We start from the raw sequence: 20,005 nt of genomic DNA, 5'->3' as shown, positions 1-20,005 counted from the left end.
TCACGGGTTATCCCGTCAGAAGTTCCGCGTGACGAACGCACCGATGAAGTTGCGGTCCGCGTATGGCTGTCCCACCGACTGGTGCCCGCCGAAGAACGCCGTGAAGTTCACGCCCGCCTGCCACTTGGTCGGGTTCTGATTGAACAGGACATACAAGTTCAGTGCCTTCGCGCCCTGGAGGTAATTCGCCGACACGGTCGGCGTATAGCCGTAGAGCGATGTCATGAACGTCACGCCGGGGGTCACCTGCCAGCCGGGAATCAGCGATCCGTCATACGTCCAGTTGAAATCAATGGTTGCGCCCACCGAACTGGACGTGCCCTGTGACATCGCAATCGGATAGCCCAGACCCGAATTCCGGTTCAACCAGGGCAGATAGCCGGCGGCGGTCCCCTGTGTCACGGTTTGTCCATCGATCGTGCGCGTAACGCCATGCGAGCTAAGGCCCGGGTAGTAGATCCACGTGGCCTCCCAGGTCAGATTCGCCTGGTCCGCGCCAATCAGCTTGAGGAACGGATACTCACTGCGAGTCAGGGCCAGAATGCCATTGATGTCGAACTGAAGCTTCTTCCTGTCGGCCCACTGCTGGCAGTTAATGCCGGGCACACCGTTCGTGTTCATGTCGAGCGGACCGCCGGCGCCGTAGCATCCTGTTAGCGCCACGGCGTCATGAGGCCGATACGACAGTTCGGTACCGATCGCCCAATTGCCAACGGGGAAATTTGCGCTGGCGCCGAAGAGCTGGCGATTTCCACGATACGAAAATTGTGCTGTCCCGTTAGGCAATGACGCCAACACCGGCGACTTGTCGATATAGTTGACGTAATAGAGCGCAAAGTTCGCAGGCAAGGATACCGGCGAGTAGTTGAGTTTCAGACCGAATTGAGGTCTGTACTTCGCGGGCAATTCCGACGAGACGGGGACACCGATATCAAAAAATGGGTCACCGGCAAAGTCGCCATTGACAAGGCCATTGTTGATGGCACTGATCGTGCTCGAGTTGTGGCTGTCTGGCCCCGCAATCGTGCCGGCGCTGGGGCCTCCCACGTTGAAATTTCTTGTGCTGATTGTCATTGGCTCCGCGCCGCGGCCGAAGTTGTTCGTGGCCGACCAGTAGGACCCAACCGGCGGGTAGCGGTTGCCGTTCCACTGGAACTGGTAGTAAGCCTCGGTGCTGAAGCCCCCGGGAAGGCCGGTGGCGAAGCTCAGCATCGGCGCCGGGCGCAGGGCCTGCTTCAGTTGTGCGCCAGGAATCAACAGCTTCTGGATATCGAGCGAGTTGGTCGCATTGATGCCGCTCTGCGCAAAAATGCTCTCTCCCCAGTTGATCACCTGGTTGCCCAGCCGCACATGCGCTTTCCGATCGCCAATGGTGAAATCCTTCTGGCCCCAGAGATCGAGCAACTGCGCATCGTAGACAACCTGCGCCGCCGCGTCACTGGACAACGGCGTCCTGGCCGTGTCCCTCGCCATGAAGTCATACATCCCCGTGCCGCGGGCCATGAACTTGAGCCCCTGGCCCGGCATCGTCAGCAGCAATTCACTGGTCGCACTGAGGTAAGTGCTGAATGCCTGCCCCTTGCGGTAGTTCAGGTTGCCGTTGTCGCCGAACCCCCACTGATCGACGTTGGCTGACGCGCCGCAGCCGTTCGCGTTCGGATCGCCCGTGAGGGAACAACTCGGGTTCTTGACCCGAATCCCCGCGGCGGCAGTAATGTTGGTCACCAGCGAGCCTTTGATGGCATCATCCGCGCCCGCGGTAAAGTCGAATGCGTACGCGCTTGATGCTGTCGCCCCCAGTACGGCGAGCGAAATCGTGGTCCGCCGGAGCACCTTATTTGTTTTCATCGTCTTCCTCCATCCCGTTTGATACCGACGCGTGCCTCCTCGAACACGCGTCGGCCCGCCTATGCGGCTAGCTTCAGCGCTCGCTCACCGACCTCAGCGTTTCGGAGGTGAAGAAGTCCGCCTTGAATCGCGGATCGTTGGTCTTCTCATACCAGCGAATGTCTTTGCCCTGCCCGATCGTCGATTGATCGGTTACATAGCGTCCATTGATCAGGTCATACTGCGCAAACGGCACGTTGTCGCAGGCGCCGCCCAGTTCCCACACCGGAATTGGATAACTCTCGCGCACCCTCCACAGCTTGCCCTGGGCGTCGTAGTCATTGGCGACGAGCGCCAGCCAGCTGTCTTCATCCAGGTAGAAGACCTTCTTCGAATCAGCGTGACGCGCAGTGGGCTTGAGCGTGCCCTCGACTACCCACACGCGGTGCGTCTCGTAGCGCCGGTTAGCGGCGGCAATGCCATCAGGCGTTATCACGTCGCGCAATTTTTCGTTGAACTTGTACATGCCGAAGGCGTTGTACGGCACGATCATTTCCTGTTTGCCGACGAGCTTCCAGTTGAATCGGTCGATGGAGCCGAAGAACATGTTGGCTTCATCGATCAGGTACTGATTCTCGAAGCCGATCGCCGGCGCATCGTGCGTGTAGGCCGGCATGCGTCGCACGCGCCTCTGCCCCGGGAAGTAGTAGAAAGTTTCCGGATCCTTGTTGAAGAATTGACGCTGAACAAAAGCCTGTCCCGCGAGTGCCGGCGGCGATTCCATCTTGAAGAAGCTGCCACTGCTAAGCTGGTCGACGTCCTGAGGCGTTTGCTTGCCCAACTTGCCCGACGGAAAATACTGACTTGCTGTGCTGATTGCATCGATCCATTCGCTGCTACCCGGACGGGGGGAAACAGTCGTCACCACGGACGGCCATTCAAGGCCTTCGCCCCGGTACCGCATAAGGTAGTTCAGCATCGCTTCGGCGCCGCTTTTCGGCTGCGGAAACGCGACCCCCGGAAGGTGCGCGGTCTGCAACTGCTCGCCGGTCGAATCGAGCTTTGCCGCCGTCAGATTCGCCGTCGAGTTCTGTGCAATGGCGTCTGGCAACTGGCACTCGCGATGGGACGGGTAGACATCCATCCGATAGCCCTTCTTCTGCTTGACCAGTGCGATCTGACCCGGCGTCAGCTTGTCTGCGTACTTATCGATGTTTGACGCGTCGATCGAGTACAGCGGCTTCTCGTTCTTGTGCTTCCAGAAATCGCCGCGATACTTTCCATATGTCCAACCCGGCTCGGGCGACTGCCTCCCCGTGTAGGCCGGCAGGCTTCCGTCCTTGCCGGCCGCGCGTTCTGCGCCCTCCGGCGTGAGACCTTCTGCGGCGACGGCTGCCCCAATCGCAAGCGATGCGGCAACTGCCGCAGCAGACGCCGCTACCATTCTGTACTTCTTCATGATGAATTCCCCTTCAGATTCCGCCTTCAGAGCACGGTCGTATCACGTGCAGGCGCAACACATTCCCTTCGATTCCATCATCGGCTTCCGGACACCAGATACCGACGGCGCAGATATTCCGGCAGTCAGTATCGAAACAGGCTTGCCGAGGTTGCGGGCATTCCGGCCTGACGTGAGCCGTCTGCATATGGGTCGAACACGCGCACCTTCCTGCCATCGACGTACGGGTCGTAGTTGCCCGCCTTGGCAGTGCCGGCAAATGAGTTGAACTTCACGCTGTGCGAGTCACAGTCGTGGCCATTGCTTCTGAGGCAGCGGTCCGACGCTGCCGATGTGACGCTGGGTGCAAAGGCGCCCGCGAACGCCGAGGCGGCGAGCAGGGCTGCGGCGATCTTCCTCATGGTTGTCTCCTTCGAGTCTGATCAATGTCCTGTGTGGGCGTGAAGTCGGACTCCGATATCTCCCGACTTCATGCATCGAACATTCGAGACTGCAGTGTTTGCTTATCAATAGTGCTGGTTATGACTGGTTCACAAAGCCGTTTCTCTCCATAAGCACTCCGTCGAATTGCAACTACTATTCCGGCCACTATTGGCCATACACCGCGCCCCGCTTAGCGCTCGCCAGATCCGACCACCGCTACCACGCGAATCTCGACGCGTAGCTCAGGCAAGGCCAATTGCGTCACTCCAACCGCGCTCCACGACGGGTAACGCGCAGGGAAGTATTCGTCCTTGATTGCCGAGAACGCCTCCATTTCGCCCCGCAGGTCCGTATGGAAGGTCATCAGTTCGACAACGTCGGCCAGGCTTGCCCCAGAAGCTTCGAGAATGGTTTTCAAGGACTCGAAGGCGATCCGGGCCTGTGCCTGCATGTTCTCGCCAATCTTCATCTCGGTAGTCATGCCGACCTGGCCGGAAACCCAGATTGTGTTTCCGACGCGGGTTGCCGGGCAAAAATGAAAGTTGTCGTACCACACCTGGTATGGCGGCGGTACGATCGCCTGGCGTTTTGGAGTCGTTTCCATAGTTGGTAAATTGCCCCTTCTTTAAGAACCTGACAGAAACAGAGTCAAGGCCTGTCAGAGCCCGAGATACGCCCCAACGTCGCCGACATTTGCTTGCCACAGACCGACTTCGAATGCATTGACGGGGTACTGGGAGCGGAAGCCAAGAAGTCGCTGCACGCGTTTTGGCAGCGTGCGCACCGCATCGATATCAAGCAGAAGTGGAACAGCTTCCTCCGGAGTCAGGTAACCCGGGACCAGTGCAAGCGCCACGGTGCGACGGTAAAAGTCCTTTGTGCGGTTCGCTCCACCGCCATGCACCAACTTACCGGTGTAGAAAACCGCATCACCAGCCTTCATCTCCACCGGGATCGTCATTTCCTGCGTCCCGCGATCATCGAAGTCCGCCCACTTGTGGCTGCCCGGAATGATTCGCGTTGCTCCGTTTTCCTCAGTGAAGTCGGTCAGCGCAACCAGGAAGTTGACAAGGATCTCGGGGGCAGATGCGCCCATTTTGAGGAAAACGCTCCACCCTTCGAGATCGCGGTGCAGCGGTTGGACTCTGCTGTCAGGACCAATCTCGATCACTTGGGCCGTGCTCAGCCAATAGGTGCCGGACTCTTTCAGGAAAGTTGCATCGGCCAGTGCGTGGAGTGCATCGACATCCAGGATCTCCTCGCGGAACGTCTTGCTCAGTTTGGCCACGCCTGTAAGGCGCTTTGTGTTGACGCCATGGAATTCGCCCATGAGTTCCTGCAGCTCCTGCTTACAGCCCGGGCGGAGCTCGTCCATTGCCGGTTGAATATCGGCATTGAAAGCTCGCACTTGCTCCGCGGTAATGAAATTCTTGAGAATGACGCCGCCGTCTTCGTCAAAAATCATGCGGATTTCATCCACGGGTGCCGTACTCGGCAGCGAGCGAAGAGACTTTTTCGCCATGCTATTCATCATGTGATTCTCCAACAGGTGAATTTATGGCCAGCCCGACAGGCGGGAAGGCCAGGATTAGCTTCAGGACAAGCCGGTGTCGGCCGGCACGCTTGCGGATGACGGCTTACGGAATCAGCCCGACTTCCTGAGACCCTCCAAAGTCAGCAGTTCGAGCGGGATCGACGATCTTGCCGTTGAGTTCAAACGTCGAGCCGCTCAATGCCGGCTGCGCCTAGAGGCAACCTTGCACCACCCCTCATCGCTCGCCCTTCTCTTTCCACCCGAAGCCGGCATTTCACACCGCTCAACATAACGACCAGAGGACCTATGTAATACGTCTTGCTGACCTAATCATAGCGACGCTGCGACCTACAATCAAGGAACAAGGAGACCGGGAAAACACCAACTTGCGGAACTTCCTTTCTGGCTGGAGACTCACCCGCGCCGGGCCTACAGTGGGTACTCAACCGTCCGCCGGGAGTTGTCGGCAACTGTTGTTGGCGTCACTTTCGACCGCAGTGCAGTGGCATGTCGAACGCGTCAGTTCTTGATGCTGTTTCCTCCTACCGCCGACACGACCTATAATCCTCACAAGCTACTGTCAGCTTAGGGAGAATCGACGTGCACGGAAAGGCGCTAGAACAAGAGACGCTTCACGAATCTGAGGGACCACAGTCCGATATGGAACCGGTTGCGCGAGGCAACCGGGAACTACGTCTTGCGCAGATCATCCTTGCCGCTCTGCAAACCTTTCAGGAAGATGGCTATGCAGGATTTGGGACACGCCGGGTGGCCGGGCGCGTAGGCATCACTTTGGGAAACCTTCAGTACTACTTTCGAACGAGAGAGGAACTGCTTCGCGCGGCGCTTGAAACGAAAGTGCGTCAAATAATAAGAGGCCACACGGCCATCGCGAGCCAGCCTGGGACTAGTCCGACACGGCGTTGCTCAGAGTTAGTAGATCGCGTTTTTCACGACATTAATGAAACCGACATGCCAAGGTTCCTGCTTGAACTTTGGGCTTTCTCTCAGCATGAGTCCTATGCTGCGGAACTCGTTGAAGATATGCATTCCGAATATCGGAATGCCTTGGCGAAACTGCTATCTGAAATTCATCCGACTCTAACCAATGAACAGTGTCTGGTTCGCGCATCCATTCTTATCGTGCAGATGGCTGGATTGGTAATAGCCAATCATTTCGGAAAAGACTCCGACAGGGACTTTTCAGAGTTCGTTCGCTTAGCAAGACGAGCCGTGAAAATGATTATTGGTTTGCCGCCGCAGGACCTGGAAGGCAGCACCTCTACTCACGATGCACTCGGCTATCGAGCAGACGGCAAGGGTAGTGTGCACATCCGCTTCTTTGGATCCGCAGAGCATGCCAAGCAAGGATTATTCGAATTGAGCTTGCGACAACCGGGACAAGATGCCCCTTACTATCGACCCACCGTCCAAGGGAAACGTCGCGAAGTCAAGATCAACGAGATCGTCACCACTGCTGCTAATCTTTTGGCAGTCGAGGGGTATGCGAGCTTTACGCTAGCGCGGGTGGCCAGGGAACTCGATACCCCGCCATCTGCGCTAAAGAATTATTTCCCGACACACGACGATCTGGTTCGCTCGACAGTTAGCGCGCTCATGAACGCCTATCTAGAGCGCTATGCAGAAATGGGGAGGCCCAGCGGCAAACCAGCGATGGAGCGGCTTCGTGAAATCGTTGATGATGCCTTTGAAGAAGCTCGCGACCCAAGGATATGTCAATTCACATTCGAATTGTTTGCGTTGGCCCAGCACTCTGACCTCACGCTTAACTTTCTGAGAAAACCGTACTCAGTCTATCGGGCAATATTTGTTGATCTGGTGCGAGAGATAGACTCATCGGCAACCGCACGGGAATGCCATACACGTGCGCGACTAATTGCTGCACAAATGGACGGCTCGATGATTTTGATGTTCGATTCCCGAAAGCAAGATCTGGACTTAGATCGCGTCTTCGATCTGATGAGAGCCATCACGATTCGCATCGCGCACGGGAACATTGCCACGAAAGAGGCAGCGTAAGGCTGAACGAGCTTTCATCGCCGACGCATCGAGGCTCTACGAAAGCTCCCTTAATTGCTACTTGCCAGTGGACGGTCGAAGCACGCTGTGCGACGGACTATCAGCGGACCGGTCAGGTCGCGTTAGCGTTTTCCACTTCGGCGCACGGTCACGCCCAAACCGATCGCCGCGCGGCCGACTGCAGACTGCCAGTTCTTAGTTGCCGTCGTCGACTGCAGGAAGGAGTTCTGGCAGGACGCCCACACCAGGAAGTGGCGTACTGTCGACCCACCGTTCGATCGACGGTGTTCTCCACGCGCATCACCTTGCGCCGCCGCTGTTTGGGCCTATTCTGGGTAATGCCCTTTCCGCCGCACCCGAGCGGTCTTCATCTCTTACGGCTGAGTGATGCCGACAGTTGCTGGTGAAGAATCATGCACAAGCCACATTCAGGCAGATCGGCCACGAATCCTCCTTTGGCCCCACGGTTTGCCGAAGGCGAGCCTCTTCTCAGATGGTTCGCCGATGGCATCCCACATATGCTGATGGCAGCCGATCGCGATGGTCGGATCGACTACTGCAACCAAAGATGGGTGGCCTATACCGGCCTGCCCCTCGAGCAGACCCAGGCCGGCGCGTGGCGATCGGCCCTACATCCCGAAGATCTTGAACGCGCTGTCGAGCGCTGGTTGGACGCCGTTGCAAAGGCGAACGAGTACGAGATTGAATACCGCCTTAGAAGGGCATCCGATGGTGCCTACCGATGGCACCTTGAGCGCGGCGCACCACTTAAAGACATCGACGGAAATACCAAAATGTGGCTGGCCTCCTGCACCGACATTGAGGAGCAGAAGCAGGCGCAAGCGGCGGCCGAGAGCGCCAACCACGCAAAGTCGGAATTCCTGTCGAGCATGAGCCACGAGTTGCGTAATCCGCTGAATGCCATCCTCGGCTTCGCGCAGCTGATGGCCTCCGAGTCTCCGCCTCCGACTGCGTCGCAGCAGGCCAGCATCGACCAGATCCTGAAAGCGGGCTGGCATTTGCTGGAGCTCATCAACGAAGTCCTTGACCTGGCCAGGATAGAAGCCGGTCACGCGTCGCTGTCCCCCGAGCCGGTATCGGTCATCGACACCCTGCGCGAGTGCCACGCAATGCTTGAGCAGCAGGCACTGAAACGCACGGTCCGCATGCGGTTTCCCGCAGGCGAACTACCCTGCTTCGTCCGTGCCGACCGAACCCGCCTGAAGCAGATTCTCCTCAACCTGCTTTCCAATGCCATCAAGTACAACCGGGACCAGGGCTCTGTCGATGTGCAGGTGACGACGACGGAGCATCGCGTATGCGTCAGCGTGCGCGACACCGGCGCAGGGTTGACACCGGAACGGCTGGCCCAGCTATTCCAACCGTTCAATCGGTTGGGGCATGAGGCAGGCCCCGTGGAAGGCACCGGCATTGGTCTCGTGGTGGCCAAGCGGCTGGCCGAGTTGATGGGTGGAACCATCGACGTCGAAAGCACGCCTGGCGTGGGCAGCATGTTCCGGGTCGAACTGCCTGCTGCCGCGCCTCCCGCGATGGCTGGCGAGAGCGCGGAGGCCGCCGCACCTGTCCGGTCGTCAATCGAAGCTTCATCCACGATGCACACCCTGCTGTATGTGGAAGACAACCCCGCCAACCTCAAGCTCCTGGAGCAACTCCTCGCCCGCCGGGCAGACGTGCATTTGTTGTCCGCGGCCACCGGGATTCTCGGAGTCGAGCTCGCGCGCACTTCCCTGCCCGAAGTGATCGTGATGGATATCCATCTGCCGGACATCAATGGCATCGAAGCACTGGGGCGCCTGCGCGAAGACCCCAAGACGATGCATATTCCGGTCATCGCCCTCAGTGCCAATGCCATGCCACGCGACATCGAGCGGGGCATGAAGGCAGGATTCTTCCGGTACCTGACCAAGCCCATCAGGATCCATGAATTCATGGATGCACTGAACGCCGCACTGGAACAGCCGCGAGGATTCATTGCCCAGGGCTAGCACCGAGTCCCGCGAACTGGCTCGCCATGATCCACCCATCGGACATCCTGGCTGCAAGAATCCTGGTCGTTGACGATCTGGAGGCCAATGTCCTGCTGCTCGAAAGGATGCTGAACGCGGCCGGATATACCAGCGTCGAATCAACCACAGATCCGCGCATGGTTTCCGAACTTCACAGCAGGAACCCCTATGACCTGATCGTGCTGGATCTTCAGATGCCCGGCATGGACGGGTTCGAGGTCATGGAGAACCTCAAGGTCGTCCAGCCGGACAGTTACCTTCCCGTGATCGTCATCACCGCCCAGCCCGATCACAAACTGCGCGCACTGCGGGCCGGGGCGAAAGACTTCGTCAGCAAGCCGTTCGATCTTGGCGAGGTGCTGATGCGCGTGCGGAACATGCTGGAAGTGCGCCTGCTACACAGGGAGTCCTTGCAGTACGGCAAAGAGCTCGAGCGCAAGGTCCGTGAACTTGAAGCGAGCCGGGAGACGATAGTCCGTCAGAGCGATGAGCTCAGGCGCCTTTACGAAAAGCTTGTTTGCGAGCAACAGGTCACTGAGCGTCTTCTGCTAAACGTGTTGCCAGCTCCGATCGCCGAACGTCTGAAACAGCGTTCCCATCCTTTATCCGCCGGCCCTCCGGACGTCATCGCCGACAGGTTCGAGTCGGTGTCAGTACTGTTTGCAGATATTGTGCATTTCACCCGCTTCGCTCCCGGCATGAGCCCAGAACTACTAGTGGAGGTACTAAACGAGATATTTGCCGCCTTTGATGAAATCGCCGACGGCCGGGGACTCGAGAAGATCAAGACAATCGGCGACGCATACATGGCGGCCGCCGGTTTGCCGATACCGGTGGCGGATCATGCCGTTCGGGCCGCCCATATGGCATTAGACATGATGGAGTCGCTGAGCCGATTCAATCAGCGAAGCGGCTACGCCCTGCGGTTGCGGATTGGCATCCATAGCGGGGCCGTCGTAGCCGGGGTGATTGGGAGGCGAAAGTTCATCTATGACTTGTGGGGTGATACCGTGAACATCGCGAGCCGGATGGAGTCTCAGGGCATAGTCGGCGGCATTCAAGTAACTGACGACACTCGACAGCAACTTGGAAAAACCTTCCTACTCGAAGACCACGGGGTGATTGCAGCAAGAGGCATCGGAGACGTGCATACATGGCATCTGGTTGGGAGAAACTAGACAGCGACGTCCCTGGGACAGTAAGACAGTCTCGGTCTGGACGTGCTCAGTCAAGCCAGGGCACTATTCAGAAAATCTCCCACACGCGTGGAGACCGCGCGTGCGCCCCAACCGACGACGCGAAGCAAACCATTGCCAGGGTACCCATGCCCCCGAAATTCTGCCCAGCTCACTTAACTTCGATCTTCGTAATGGTAGTGGGCGGCGAGCCCAACTTGGGCAGGCACAGCGTCAATAGGCGCCGTTCAAATCGAGCATCAATGTGCTCGACGACGCATCGGACGAGTCTTAATGGCCGAACTCGAACCGGCCTAAGCATTGAACGCCTGGGCGGCGAGACGCAATTCTGGGCGCACGCCAGGAACCCATGTCCGCGGCGCGACGCGAGCGATCGCCCTATCCGTATGACCGCGACGAGAGCAACCGGAGGAAGCTATGCTCTAGTTTTTCCCGTCCCAAAATGCGCTGCGGTTCCATTTGCAGCAGCGATGCGGATCGTTGCGTTCCTATTCTGGCTGGCCATCCCCCAAAGCGATGGTCTACAGCGACCCGCGCTACGCGCTTTTGCTAGCGAGAGTGCAGATGCGCCATCTCGCAGCCGTGCGCGAGTCACTCTACACCAGGGTGCCGACATCTGTTGATATGTCGCGTTAGTGCACAGACGTCGCGGGCAGGAGTTGCAAGGTGCCGAATCGGTTGTAAAGCATTGAGCCTTCTGGGGCTACTGTAGATTCAACGATCCGGACGCGAGAGCTGTAAGATTTCGTGCCGACCATCATGGTTTCACCGACTTTCACCTTCACCTCCTTCACGACCAAATGCCAAGCGAAAGCGCCGGCGACGGTTGTGCAGTCGGGGACGTTAGACGGGACACTCACGCCCTTCAGTCCAAAATTTTGCATGCCACTGCAGTGAGCGCCACTACCTCCAGCATCTACGGTGGCGACGAATGCTCGAAAAATGCCATCGATGCCGTCATTGGCCAGTGCCAGCCAGTTCTGTGAGGGATGGGCTACGCCGGCGTTCTCCACATACACGCCTAGTGCGCCGGCCCGGACCACGGCGCTCGCTGCGCCCATCACATGTGCCATGCGCTGCCGACTTCCGCCGGCGTCCGCAAGGAGGACATGAGAGGTATGCCGAGCGATGGCCCGCATGTCATCGGAGTCGTACCAATAGGTACCGCCACATCGAAAGTCCTCCACAATGCTCGAGTTGTGCCCCTTTTGAAAGTGGATGTGGACGCCCTGGCGGGTTCGCTGATCCACGAGCACGCCATTGGCAAAGCGATAGTTTGGCGCCTGCTTCTTAATGGCCGCCTTGAATTCGACGAGCGATGACCAGGTACCCGGAAGGATAAGAACTGCGAGATTTTGCATGCAACGAATGGCTTGGAGGTGAATGCGCCGAGGCCGTGACGTCGGCGCGAAGCAGGACCTTCTCGGTCCTATGGGGTTAAGTGAATCCACGCGATAGTTGTTGGCTTGGCAGCTGCGTGGGCGCGTGGTGGTGCGAGGCATGCGGATCTAATTACAAGCCGATTTCCATTTGATCCAGTCTGCGCTGCAGGGCATCGGTCAGCCAGCCCATGAACGCACACCATCCGTCATGCGAAAGCGCCAGCCCGTCGCTGCCATGGATCAGTCTCCGGCGCACTATCGAGCTGCCAGCGCAGCCATCGCCTGATCAGCGTTTCCAACTCGAACGGGACCTCAGTCAAATAGATATACCGTTCTTGGTCTTGCACAATGGTTTGCAGTCCAGCCGGCAGCCAATGCGCCAGGGCGCGCCCTGCCTGCTCGGCAGTCGGGATGCGCTCGACCGGCACGGGCGGATCGTCATAGTGGGTGGCGACTGCCCGGGCGACGTCGTCGATAGTCGAAGGATTCGGGGTCTTGACGCGCTCGACGTTGGACTAGATCGAAGGTGCGCCCCCGCGTGAAACTCCGTTTCTCGGAACACGAACTTTTCGGTCATGGCCCTCCCACGGCGGGCTCGAGCCGCGTTAAATGGCATCGCGCGTCAGCACGATGCCCTGCGGTTCGTTCTGCGAGCTATGCATGGTGCGCTTGACGGGGGCGACGACGCTGAGCGCCATGGCGACCAATTGCATGGGGCGAACGAGATCGCGCTCCACATTGTCCAGCGACGCAATAGTCCGGAAGGTTGAGCGCTGCGCTGGGAAGCGTGCATCGAATTCGTCCATGACGATGCGATAGGCGCCGGTGGTCAGGGATTCGCCCAACACATTGTCGATCTCGATCCGCCCAAGTGTTCGGCAGTATTCCTCCTGGCCGTCTGGAATAAGTTCCACGGTGACGCGTAGCATCGGTATTAGCTCCCGAGCAGGGCTTTAGCGGTCATGCGTTGCAGTCGCGTCGCCAACTCTGACTGTGCGATCGCGCACGCGAGACCCAATGCCCCGTCCGTCTCGATCAAATGATCGCGAAGTTCGCTCGGCCAACCCGCGCTGTCGTCATCGATCGCCAGCCAGTGTTCGTCACGCAGCCCTGCCCGTGAAATGTACCGCGCGATTTGCGCATACCGAGAGAGCTCAGAGAACCAGCTGGCATCGATGCGATGGCTCCCTTCATAATGCCGTGCCATTGCCGAATGCCAAGTCGCGCCAATGACCCGTGCTTGCAGCGCGGCGGGCAGAAATGCACGCACGAGACTGAAGCTCTTGAGGACCCGAACCCACGAAGTAGAAAGGACAATTCGGGCGTCCGGATACGGCACGAGCGCTTCCTCAAGGATCGGAGCCCACATGAACAGAGTCCCTGCCGCGCGAAGCTCCGGACGACCTTTCACCAAGTAAGCAGCGTCTGGATGCAAGACACCGTCAAAGTCCAAAAACACAATCATCGCCGCCGTGACTTTCTCTGGAACGGAGTGACGCGGACCAATGGTTCCCGCAAGAGGCACCCCCAAAACACGGCATTATAGATTTATAGCCAGTAGATGTATATCAAGTAGAGCTGTATGCGTGTAGATTTTTAGTCGTGCTTTGCGCACTCTGCGCCCCATGTCAAAGAGTGCAGAAAAGAGCTACGCGCGGCTTCGAGTTGCTTCCAACCTACGTAAGGTGAGGGAGGCGGCCGGCCTATCCCAGGAAGATCTCGCCGTTAAGGCAGGATTCCATAGGACCTATGTGAGTCAGATCGAGCGCGCAGTGAACAATGCAACCATTGACAACATCTGCAAGCTCGCAGAATTTCTGGGTATCGATGTTCACGAATTGTTCGTCGACCCTGGTCAGCAGTAGCTCCCCGCCGACTTCGACCCGCATCCCCTTGCCCACGGCTCGTCGCGTGCGAAGCTGGGCAGCGCAAACTCTTCTCTCGGGCGCCCGCGATCCCGAGTGCCGATCCCGTCTTGGGTTCCTTCAGCGCCCTTTTTGGACCGCTAGAGCGCTCGCGCTCCGAGCGCCGATTTCGCCTCTTAGTAAGAACTTAATTCGCTTGTAAGAGCTTAATTAGCTTGCAAGAACTTAATTGGCGCTGCCCACCAACAGCCGGGATCGGCTCTGCACTCCGCATTACACATTTCACCCACAGCTGAACTATAGATTACGAAGCGAGCTAGCGGGCCTGCTGGCTGATCCGCGGAGCGCGGCCTGTTTGTGGACGCTGAGGAACGGCACATGCGCTTATCGCAAGCCCCTTGGCCCTCTCAATGAGCACACTACTTGCGCCTTTTCTCCCCGCCGCTCCTACCGATCAGCGACTCAGCAAGCAAGGCGACTGGAACCTGGAGAAATATCGGCCATCTCCGCTGATCAGAGCTTTCGATCAAGAGACCCGTGGCTTGCGGCCGCCGGGGCGCACCGGCATGACGCCCTGTCACGGCCCACGAGAGGTGTGGCAGCGCGGAGCATGAAACACGGCTAGAGCCGCAGCCGAATCTGTTCGATATCCGCTTCGTCCAGGTCAAACCATTCGCCATTGATGCGCTTGTGGGCGAACAGGTCATGGTAGCGGCGTTCCGCCACGTGGTTGTCATCGAACCAGGCACATAGCGGGATCGTATAGGCAAACGGCAATTGAACACCAAACGCTCGCATGCGCGCCGGTACATTGGTCGTCCTTCCGACCTTGTATCCGTACGCGGACTTCAGGACGTAGACAACACCCGTCCGGCTGCCCGCTGTTGGCTCGCCAACGACCTCGATCGGATCGAGCCGTTCTGATGCCACTCTGCCCGCTCGTGGCGTCTTCGGGCCCAGAGGCACGGTGATTCTCGGTGTACGGCTTCTGAGTTCCATGCCGTCGAAATGATCCCTCCACAGTTCGTGAAGCCCGTAGTCGGGGACTTTCTTGGCGGCGAAACAGAATGCCCCGGCGCGCCAAAAGCCTCTGCCCGGAGGCGTGTCTACCCAAATCTGCGCTTCCGAGGGCCTCCAATCGACCTGGCGCAATGCACTGCTACCGCCGACGATGATTCCGACCCATCTGAACAGGCCTATTTGCTGGGCAGGGTCATACGCGGCCACGGCCAGCCCATGACCGGGGCTTGGTGGCGTGGCCTGGTTCGCCAACGCATCCGGGAGGACGAACTCCGAAGGGGGCCGCGGCGTTTCGCTGTCGAGAGCACATGGGATACGCCAATATTTGGAGGGAGTCAGCACTCGGTTGTCGCTCAGTGGTTGATGTGACACCGTTCCAGGCGCTGATGAGCGCTTGACGGCGGATCACCGCACATCGGCAATCCACGGCCATGCTTTAGCGCAGAACGTCTGCTTCAGCAGCTTTCCAGATTTGAAGCCAGAGATTGGCGATCGCCCCCCCTGCTTGCCTACCCCTCGCCGGTAGGGAACGCGCGCGCTTACGCTTTCGGATACATTTTGTTACTTGTATTGTAGATAGCTATACAAGCATTCCATGTCTCCAGAAAAAACCGTTGCCATCAGCTTCCGTGTCTCACCACGCTTCAAACTCCTGCTGGAGGCGGCGGCATCGCGCCAGAACCGGTCGCAGACCAACATGCTTGAAACCTTGCTGTTTGGGTATTGCGAGAAGGAGGGTATCCGGCTGCCCGATGCTGCGATAGATGTCGAAAGCGGGAGGGCAACCAAGTGAGTCTCGTCGCCCTCTTGCAAAGCACACCCGGATTTCTGTTGTTTATCGCCAGCATACTGGCGACGCTTGTCATCGCCTTCTTGGCGGTCTTCCTCGGCCCAGGGCTGCTCCACTGGTGGCGACTGAGGAACATCCGAAAGAGCGTGACGGGCTTCGATCCCACCCGGGTCGCGGTAGATGATTTCCGCAACGCATTCGCGTCCGACAAGTCTCTCGCTCACCTGTGGAAGGAATACTCCGACTCGCTGCATAAGCAGTGGATCGAACAGGACGGCCAGATGGTGCTCGGCACGGCCCGTGCAACGGTGCCGGCCGAAATGTATTTCAGCAGTCAGTTTGTGGTCGACGGAAGGCTGCACGCCGAATTCTTCAAGCATCTCCCAGGGCTGTTCACGGGTATCGGGATTATTGGAACCTTTTCTGGACTGATCCAGGGCTTGCAGGCCTTCCAGGTCAGCGAGAACGCGGCCACCGTGCGGGCGAGCCTCGAATCGCTGATGCACTTCGTCGGCGAAGCGTTTCTCGTCTCCGGCGTGGCCATCGGGGCGGCGATGGTTGTCACCCTTCTGGAAAAGCTTCTCCTCGCAGCGCTTTACAAGAACACCGAGGAGATCGCCCACGCCATCGACGCATGCTTCGAGGCAGGAGCTGGCGAGGAGTACTTGTCCCGCCTGGTGAAAGCCTCCGAGGAGTCCGCAAGCCAATCGAAGATTCTCAAGGATGCGCTTGTCAAGGAGATGGGCGAGTTGCTTCGCGAACTAACGAGTGTGCAGATCGCGGCAAGCAAGGAACAGCAGTCCCTGGTTGTCGAGCGGCTTGTCGAAGCATCCCGCGAACAGCTGGAAGCCGCACGCCAGGACAATCAAGCCTTGGGCCAGACTATCGCCGACAGCATCCAGCAAAGCCTCAAGGGCCCGCTCGAGGACATCGCCAGCACGGTCAAATCAGCCAGCGGCGACCAGAGTGCGAGCGCGGTGGGGATGCTGAACGACGTGATGACCAGCTTCAGCCAGCGACTGAACGACCTGTTCGGCGGCCAGATATCCGGCCTCACGGAATTGAACCAGCAGACCGCACGGAGTATCCAGGATGCGGTCGGCACCCTTCAGACGCTGGTCGCGAGTATCGAGGCATCGAGCCAGCGCTCCGTGGACGCCATGGCGGAACGTATGGCCAGTGCAGTGGAAAAGATGGAAGCCCGCCAGGACGCCATGAACGCGCAATCAGAAACATTCATCGAACAGATCCGTCAGCTTGTGGCGAGCTCGCAGTCCGAAACCAACCAGAAGCTCCGGTCGACCCTCGAGACCATCGGCAGCAGCGTGGCGGAGATGCTGACGAATCTCGGTGAATCGCAGAAGCAAGTCTTTGAGAGCAATCGGGAACGCGAAGCATCGATGGCTACACGCACCAACAGTGCGGTAAGTTCGATGGCCGAGTCCGTAGAGTCGGTTATTCAGGAGATGACAACCGCGTCGACGCAGATGGCACAGAGCGTCGCGGCGCTGACCCAGACCACGTCGACGTCGGTGGACAGAATGCATGCCGGCGCGGAATTGCTGGGTTCGGCCTCTCGCCGCTTCGCATCGGCGGGCGAGCGCGTTGCCGGCGTCATGGACCAGGCGGCTACCGTGACCACCAAGCTGTCGGAAACCAGTGGCGGGCTGAGCAGCGGCGGTGCGGCACTCCAGGACGTAATGAAAGACTATCGAACACAGCGGGATGCCGTCGTCCAGATGGTGACCGAACTGCGTGCGACTGTCGAGGCCGCGCGCAGGGAGGCATCACTGACTGGCGACGTCCTTGCCCGCATCGAGAGCTCGACCAGCCGACTGGGCGAGGCACAGATGCAGGCCGACGATTATCTTGCCGGCGTCAGCAAGGTTCTTGGCGAAGCCCATACGTCGTTCGCCACCGAGGTAAAACGGACGCTCGACAAGGCGAATACGGAATTCCATACCAAGCTTACGCAGGCGGTCGGGATGCTATCCGCAGCCGTCGGTGAGTTGGAGGTGACGCTGGCCTCGATGTCGAACCTCGTACCAGTCAAGAGGTAAGCGATGGTTGGCGCAAAGATCGTGCTCAAGCGCGCCGGACGTGACGAGGCGGAAAAGCCGTTCTGGATCTCGTTCGCGGATCTGATGACAGCCCTGATGGTATTGTTCCTCGTCGTCATGGGTGTGGCGCTCCTCGCGGTCACCAAGAACGTGACGGAAAAGGAAAAAAAGGAAGAGCAACACCGCCGTGACATTGAGCTGATCCTTGACCGCTTCGAGCAGGCCGCCAGGCGCCATGATGGCATCAAGGTCGATCGGCGACGCCGTGTCATCGACTTCGGCGATCGCGCACGTTTCGCGCTTGGCAAGTTCAATCTGAATGCGGACCAGGAGGCGGTCTTGCGCCAGTTCGTGCCGGAGATCCTGTCCCTGGCTAATGACGAACTGGGCGAGCGAGTGCTGAAACGCATCGTGGTGGAGGGCTACACGGACAAGACCGGCACCTACCTGAGCAATTTGAACCTGAGCCTGCAGCGTAGCCAGAAGGTTCTTTGCACCATGTTTGCCACGACGGGTCCGAGTCTGTTGTCAGAGACGCAGAAGGAGAACGTTCGCAACCTCTTTCTGGTCGGCGGCTACTCGTTCAATGCCGCCAAGGAGACCGATGAGGAAAGCCGGCGGGTCGAGATGCGCATGGAGTTTCTCGCCGTCGACGAGCAACGGGCGCTTTCCGCGCCGCAACCTGGCAATTTCGGAGAATGTGCGCTGCGATGAATGCCCTAGACCATCTAACCGCGTTGCTCGATCCCGCAATCCGGGAAGGAGCGAGAGCCATGGTGCCACACGGTGGCATCGATCGGGTGATTCTGGACATGAAGGCGCGCTTCGGGGATTCTGCAGGTACCGATCCAACCGAGGACCATCAGCTTGATGCAGTACGACGGTTCTGGGACAGCCAAGAGGTGAAGTCGTTCCGAGATGCATATCTGCTGTCTTGGAGCCTGGCTCTTCCCCATCGTTCCAGCGGACCCTGCATTCTGGAGGACGGCACGCGCCTCGCGCGTGTTCTCGACGGCGTCGACGCCTGGCAGGAGCGCGCCGCCGCATTTCGCCGCTGCTATCAAGGTCTGGTCAGGAGCTATTTCACTTACGACCCAGTCTCCAAAGATGCGCCAGCCTCAGCGCGGGCGAACTGGCGAACACTGCGTGCATACCTCGGTGATCGCCGGAAATTCATCAAGGACAGCCGTCTGAACCCGGCGTGGGTGGATACCGCGTTTCGGAACAGGCAGCTGTTCAGTGATCGTCCGTGCGATGACTATGTGGATGCGCTGCTGCGGGGGGATTCGACCGTGGTCGATCAGCTCTGCGAACACATGGGCATCAACAAGGCGTCCTGGTTCTTGCGGGAGCTGGTGCTGGCGCAGGTCAGGGGCGCGACGAAGCTGGAAAACACGCCATTCCAAAAGCTGTTACCACGCCTCCTTTCCGTGCTCGCTGCCAATGAGGTACTGCGCGATCGCGGGATGATTCTCGTGTTGGACCGATATGCGGAGATAGCGGGTGCCCCGCTGAATCAAGTCCTACGTGAGCAGGCGGTCAACTGGTGGGGCAATCCTTGGCTCCCTTCCAATGAGACGCGTTGGGGCGGCGTGACGGATGCGGCGAGAAGCATGGTCGCAGACTGGCTCAAATCCGAGTTCATCGAGACGTTCTTTACCAAACTGGCCGAGGACGGCCTCGGCGATCCTCGTCGGATGAATTTCTGGAAACGGTACGTCAAGGCCATCGATCACATCGAGTTTGCCTTGGGTACCGCTGCCCGAAGCGCCAAGTCAGCAGACCTCGCACTGCTTCGGAAGAAGATGGTCGGCCTAATCTGCAACCTCGATGCACCCGGCACCAACAACGCCTTCATCCTGCGAATGGGATCGCTGGTGGCCGTCGAGTTCAGCGGCCTTGGCAACGCGTTCTATGGCTATGACGCGCGCAAATCGGTGCCCTTCGATACGACAAATCTACTTAGGCTCCCAATCGGCGCGCCAAATTCCTTGAAGGATAAGGGCGCCGCCATACTGTGGCTAAGCCATCAAGATGGAATCCATAACTGGGACAAGTGGGAAGACATGTTCGCCGCTACACTCCAGCAGGAATTTGGTATCGAACCGGCAGCCAAGGCCCCCGGTTCCCGGCGTTCTGCCCCGGCAGTTCCACCGAACGTGCCGTCTTCGCCGCCCTCCTCCGTCCAATACAGTCGGGCGGCGCTGAGTCGCTTCGCGCGAGAACATCGCCTCACGATCGACGACAAGAGCGCGGTCGGTGGCAACCTTTGGGTACTTGCGGAAGTACCGGTTCAAGGCAGCAGCGCATCCCTGATCACCGAGACGCTGTCGGCTTGGGGCTTCAAGAGACGGGCCGGCAAAGGCTGGTGGAAATAGGAAA

The 20,005-nt window shown here is 58.8% G+C and carries 17 protein-coding genes; 8 read left to right on the top strand and 9 right to left on the bottom strand.

Annotation, left to right across the window (positions count from 1 at the left end):
- Positions 1 to 15: 15 nt before the first annotated feature.
- The 5 genes from ACW4E8_RS31805 to ACW4E8_RS31785 form a co-directional block, all read right to left on the bottom strand.
- Positions 16 to 1,848, bottom strand: a complete 1,833-nt coding sequence (locus ACW4E8_RS31805) for a DUF1302 domain-containing protein (protein ID WP_456808143.1) — start codon at positions 1,846 to 1,848, stop codon at positions 16 to 18.
- A gap of 73 nt (positions 1,849 to 1,921) precedes the next feature.
- Entirely contained in the window at positions 1,922 to 3,286 is a 1,365-nt protein-coding gene (locus ACW4E8_RS31800) for a DUF1329 domain-containing protein (protein WP_456808142.1), read from the bottom strand.
- A gap of 125 nt (positions 3,287 to 3,411) precedes the next feature.
- Complete coding sequence (locus ACW4E8_RS31795) at positions 3,412 to 3,687, bottom strand: hypothetical protein (protein ID WP_456808141.1); 276 nt, start codon at positions 3,685 to 3,687, stop codon at positions 3,412 to 3,414.
- A gap of 212 nt (positions 3,688 to 3,899) precedes the next feature.
- Positions 3,900 to 4,313 carry a RidA family protein gene (locus tag ACW4E8_RS31790; protein ID WP_456808140.1) on the bottom strand — a complete coding sequence of 138 codons (414 nt, stop codon included), beginning with the start codon at positions 4,311 to 4,313 and terminating at the stop codon, positions 3,900 to 3,902.
- A 54-nt stretch (positions 4,314 to 4,367) separates the two neighbouring features.
- Complete coding sequence (locus tag ACW4E8_RS31785) at positions 4,368 to 5,243, bottom strand: phytanoyl-CoA dioxygenase family protein (RefSeq protein WP_456808139.1); 876 nt, start codon at positions 5,241 to 5,243, stop codon at positions 4,368 to 4,370.
- 600 nt (positions 5,244 to 5,843) lie between these two features.
- Between ACW4E8_RS31785 and ACW4E8_RS31780 the strand changes: the two genes are divergently transcribed.
- The 3 genes from ACW4E8_RS31780 to ACW4E8_RS31770 all read left to right on the top strand — a co-directional run bounded on the left by ACW4E8_RS31780 (position 5,844) and on the right by ACW4E8_RS31770 (position 10,488).
- Positions 5,844 to 7,283, top strand: a complete 1,440-nt coding sequence (locus ACW4E8_RS31780; RefSeq protein ID WP_456808138.1) for a TetR/AcrR family transcriptional regulator — start codon at positions 5,844 to 5,846, stop codon at positions 7,281 to 7,283.
- A 413-nt stretch (positions 7,284 to 7,696) separates the two neighbouring features.
- Positions 7,697 to 9,289, top strand: a complete 1,593-nt coding sequence (locus ACW4E8_RS31775; RefSeq protein WP_456808137.1) for a hybrid sensor histidine kinase/response regulator — start codon at positions 7,697 to 7,699, stop codon at positions 9,287 to 9,289.
- 26 nt (positions 9,290 to 9,315) lie between these two features.
- Complete coding sequence (locus ACW4E8_RS31770; RefSeq protein WP_456808136.1) at positions 9,316 to 10,488, top strand: adenylate/guanylate cyclase domain-containing protein; 1,173 nt, start codon at positions 9,316 to 9,318, stop codon at positions 10,486 to 10,488.
- A gap of 650 nt (positions 10,489 to 11,138) precedes the next feature.
- On the opposite strand, the gene ACW4E8_RS31765 is transcribed toward ACW4E8_RS31770, so the two are convergent.
- The 3 genes from ACW4E8_RS31765 to ACW4E8_RS31755 form a co-directional block, all read right to left on the bottom strand.
- The gene (locus ACW4E8_RS31765) at positions 11,139 to 11,867 is read right to left on the bottom strand and encodes a hypothetical protein (RefSeq protein WP_456808135.1); all 729 of its coding nucleotides are present in this window, start codon (positions 11,865 to 11,867) and stop codon (positions 11,139 to 11,141) included.
- A 626-nt stretch (positions 11,868 to 12,493) separates the two neighbouring features.
- Positions 12,494 to 12,817, bottom strand: coding sequence for a hypothetical protein (locus tag ACW4E8_RS31760; protein WP_456808134.1), 324 nt, complete (start codon positions 12,815 to 12,817; stop codon positions 12,494 to 12,496).
- Positions 12,818 to 12,822: 5 nt separating this feature from the next.
- Positions 12,823 to 13,353, bottom strand: a complete 531-nt coding sequence (locus tag ACW4E8_RS31755; protein ID WP_456808133.1) for an HAD domain-containing protein — start codon at positions 13,351 to 13,353, stop codon at positions 12,823 to 12,825.
- A gap of 160 nt (positions 13,354 to 13,513) precedes the next feature.
- Here ACW4E8_RS31755 and ACW4E8_RS31750 point away from each other — a divergent pair, with 160 nt between their 5' ends.
- Positions 13,514 to 13,753, top strand: a complete 240-nt coding sequence (locus ACW4E8_RS31750; protein WP_456808132.1) for a helix-turn-helix domain-containing protein — start codon at positions 13,514 to 13,516, stop codon at positions 13,751 to 13,753.
- Positions 13,754 to 14,374: 621 nt separating this feature from the next.
- Here the strand turns inward: ACW4E8_RS31750 and ACW4E8_RS31745 are convergent.
- Entirely contained in the window at positions 14,375 to 14,980 is a 606-nt protein-coding gene (locus ACW4E8_RS31745; RefSeq protein WP_456808131.1) for a GIY-YIG nuclease family protein, read from the bottom strand.
- A gap of 388 nt (positions 14,981 to 15,368) precedes the next feature.
- On the opposite strand from ACW4E8_RS31745, the gene ACW4E8_RS31740 reads away from it, so the two are divergent.
- Genes ACW4E8_RS31740 through ACW4E8_RS31725 form a run of 4 tightly spaced genes read left to right on the top strand, consistent with a single transcriptional unit; the run spans position 15,369 to position 20,001 of the window.
- Positions 15,369 to 15,566, top strand: coding sequence for a hypothetical protein (locus ACW4E8_RS31740; protein WP_456808130.1), 198 nt, complete (start codon positions 15,369 to 15,371; stop codon positions 15,564 to 15,566).
- Complete coding sequence (zorA, locus tag ACW4E8_RS31735; RefSeq protein WP_456808129.1) at positions 15,563 to 17,623, top strand: anti-phage ZorAB system protein ZorA; 2,061 nt, start codon at positions 15,563 to 15,565, stop codon at positions 17,621 to 17,623. Before ACW4E8_RS31740 ends, zorA begins: the two co-directional genes overlap by 4 nt.
- Positions 17,624 to 17,626: 3 nt before the next feature.
- Entirely contained in the window at positions 17,627 to 18,337 is a 711-nt protein-coding gene (locus tag ACW4E8_RS31730) for an OmpA/MotB family protein (RefSeq protein WP_456808128.1), read from the top strand.
- 59 nt (positions 18,338 to 18,396) lie between these two features.
- Positions 18,397 to 20,001 carry an EH signature domain-containing protein gene (locus ACW4E8_RS31725; RefSeq protein ID WP_456808127.1) on the top strand — a complete coding sequence of 535 codons (1,605 nt, stop codon included), beginning with the start codon at positions 18,397 to 18,399 and terminating at the stop codon, positions 19,999 to 20,001.
- The last annotated feature ends 4 nt before the right edge of the window (positions 20,002 to 20,005 follow it).

The organism is Cupriavidus sp. CP313 (assembly GCF_054072015.1).
This window is presented reverse-complemented; position numbering and strand designations above follow the sequence as displayed.

What these genes read in the sequence shown, in the direction of transcription:
- ACW4E8_RS31805 (WP_456808143.1), bottom strand. Translation starts at nt 1,848, where the DNA reads ATGAAAACAAATAAGGTGCTCCGGCGGACCACGATTTCGCTCGCCGTA.
- ACW4E8_RS31800 (WP_456808142.1), bottom strand. Translation starts at nt 3,286, where the DNA reads ATGAAGAAGTACAGAATGGTAGCGGCGTCTGCTGCGGCAGTTGCCGCA.
- ACW4E8_RS31795 (WP_456808141.1), bottom strand. Translation starts at nt 3,687, where the DNA reads ATGAGGAAGATCGCCGCAGCCCTGCTCGCCGCCTCGGCGTTCGCGGGC.
- ACW4E8_RS31790 (WP_456808140.1), bottom strand. Translation starts at nt 4,313, where the DNA reads ATGGAAACGACTCCAAAACGCCAGGCGATCGTACCGCCGCCATACCAG.
- ACW4E8_RS31785 (WP_456808139.1), bottom strand. Translation starts at nt 5,243, where the DNA reads ATGATGAATAGCATGGCGAAAAAGTCTCTTCGCTCGCTGCCGAGTACG.
- ACW4E8_RS31775 (WP_456808137.1), top strand. Translation starts at nt 7,697, where the DNA reads ATGCACAAGCCACATTCAGGCAGATCGGCCACGAATCCTCCTTTGGCC.
- ACW4E8_RS31770 (WP_456808136.1), top strand. Translation starts at nt 9,316, where the DNA reads ATGATCCACCCATCGGACATCCTGGCTGCAAGAATCCTGGTCGTTGAC.
- ACW4E8_RS31765 (WP_456808135.1), bottom strand. Translation starts at nt 11,867, where the DNA reads ATGCAAAATCTCGCAGTTCTTATCCTTCCGGGTACCTGGTCATCGCTC.
- ACW4E8_RS31760 (WP_456808134.1), bottom strand. Translation starts at nt 12,817, where the DNA reads ATGCTACGCGTCACCGTGGAACTTATTCCAGACGGCCAGGAGGAATAC.
- ACW4E8_RS31755 (WP_456808133.1), bottom strand. Translation starts at nt 13,353, where the DNA reads ATGATTGTGTTTTTGGACTTTGACGGTGTCTTGCATCCAGACGCTGCT.
- ACW4E8_RS31750 (WP_456808132.1), top strand. Translation starts at nt 13,514, where the DNA reads ATGTCAAAGAGTGCAGAAAAGAGCTACGCGCGGCTTCGAGTTGCTTCC.
- ACW4E8_RS31740 (WP_456808130.1), top strand. Translation starts at nt 15,369, where the DNA reads ATGTCTCCAGAAAAAACCGTTGCCATCAGCTTCCGTGTCTCACCACGC.
- ACW4E8_RS31730 (WP_456808128.1), top strand. Translation starts at nt 17,627, where the DNA reads ATGGTTGGCGCAAAGATCGTGCTCAAGCGCGCCGGACGTGACGAGGCG.
- ACW4E8_RS31725 (WP_456808127.1), top strand. Translation starts at nt 18,397, where the DNA reads ATGGTGCCACACGGTGGCATCGATCGGGTGATTCTGGACATGAAGGCG.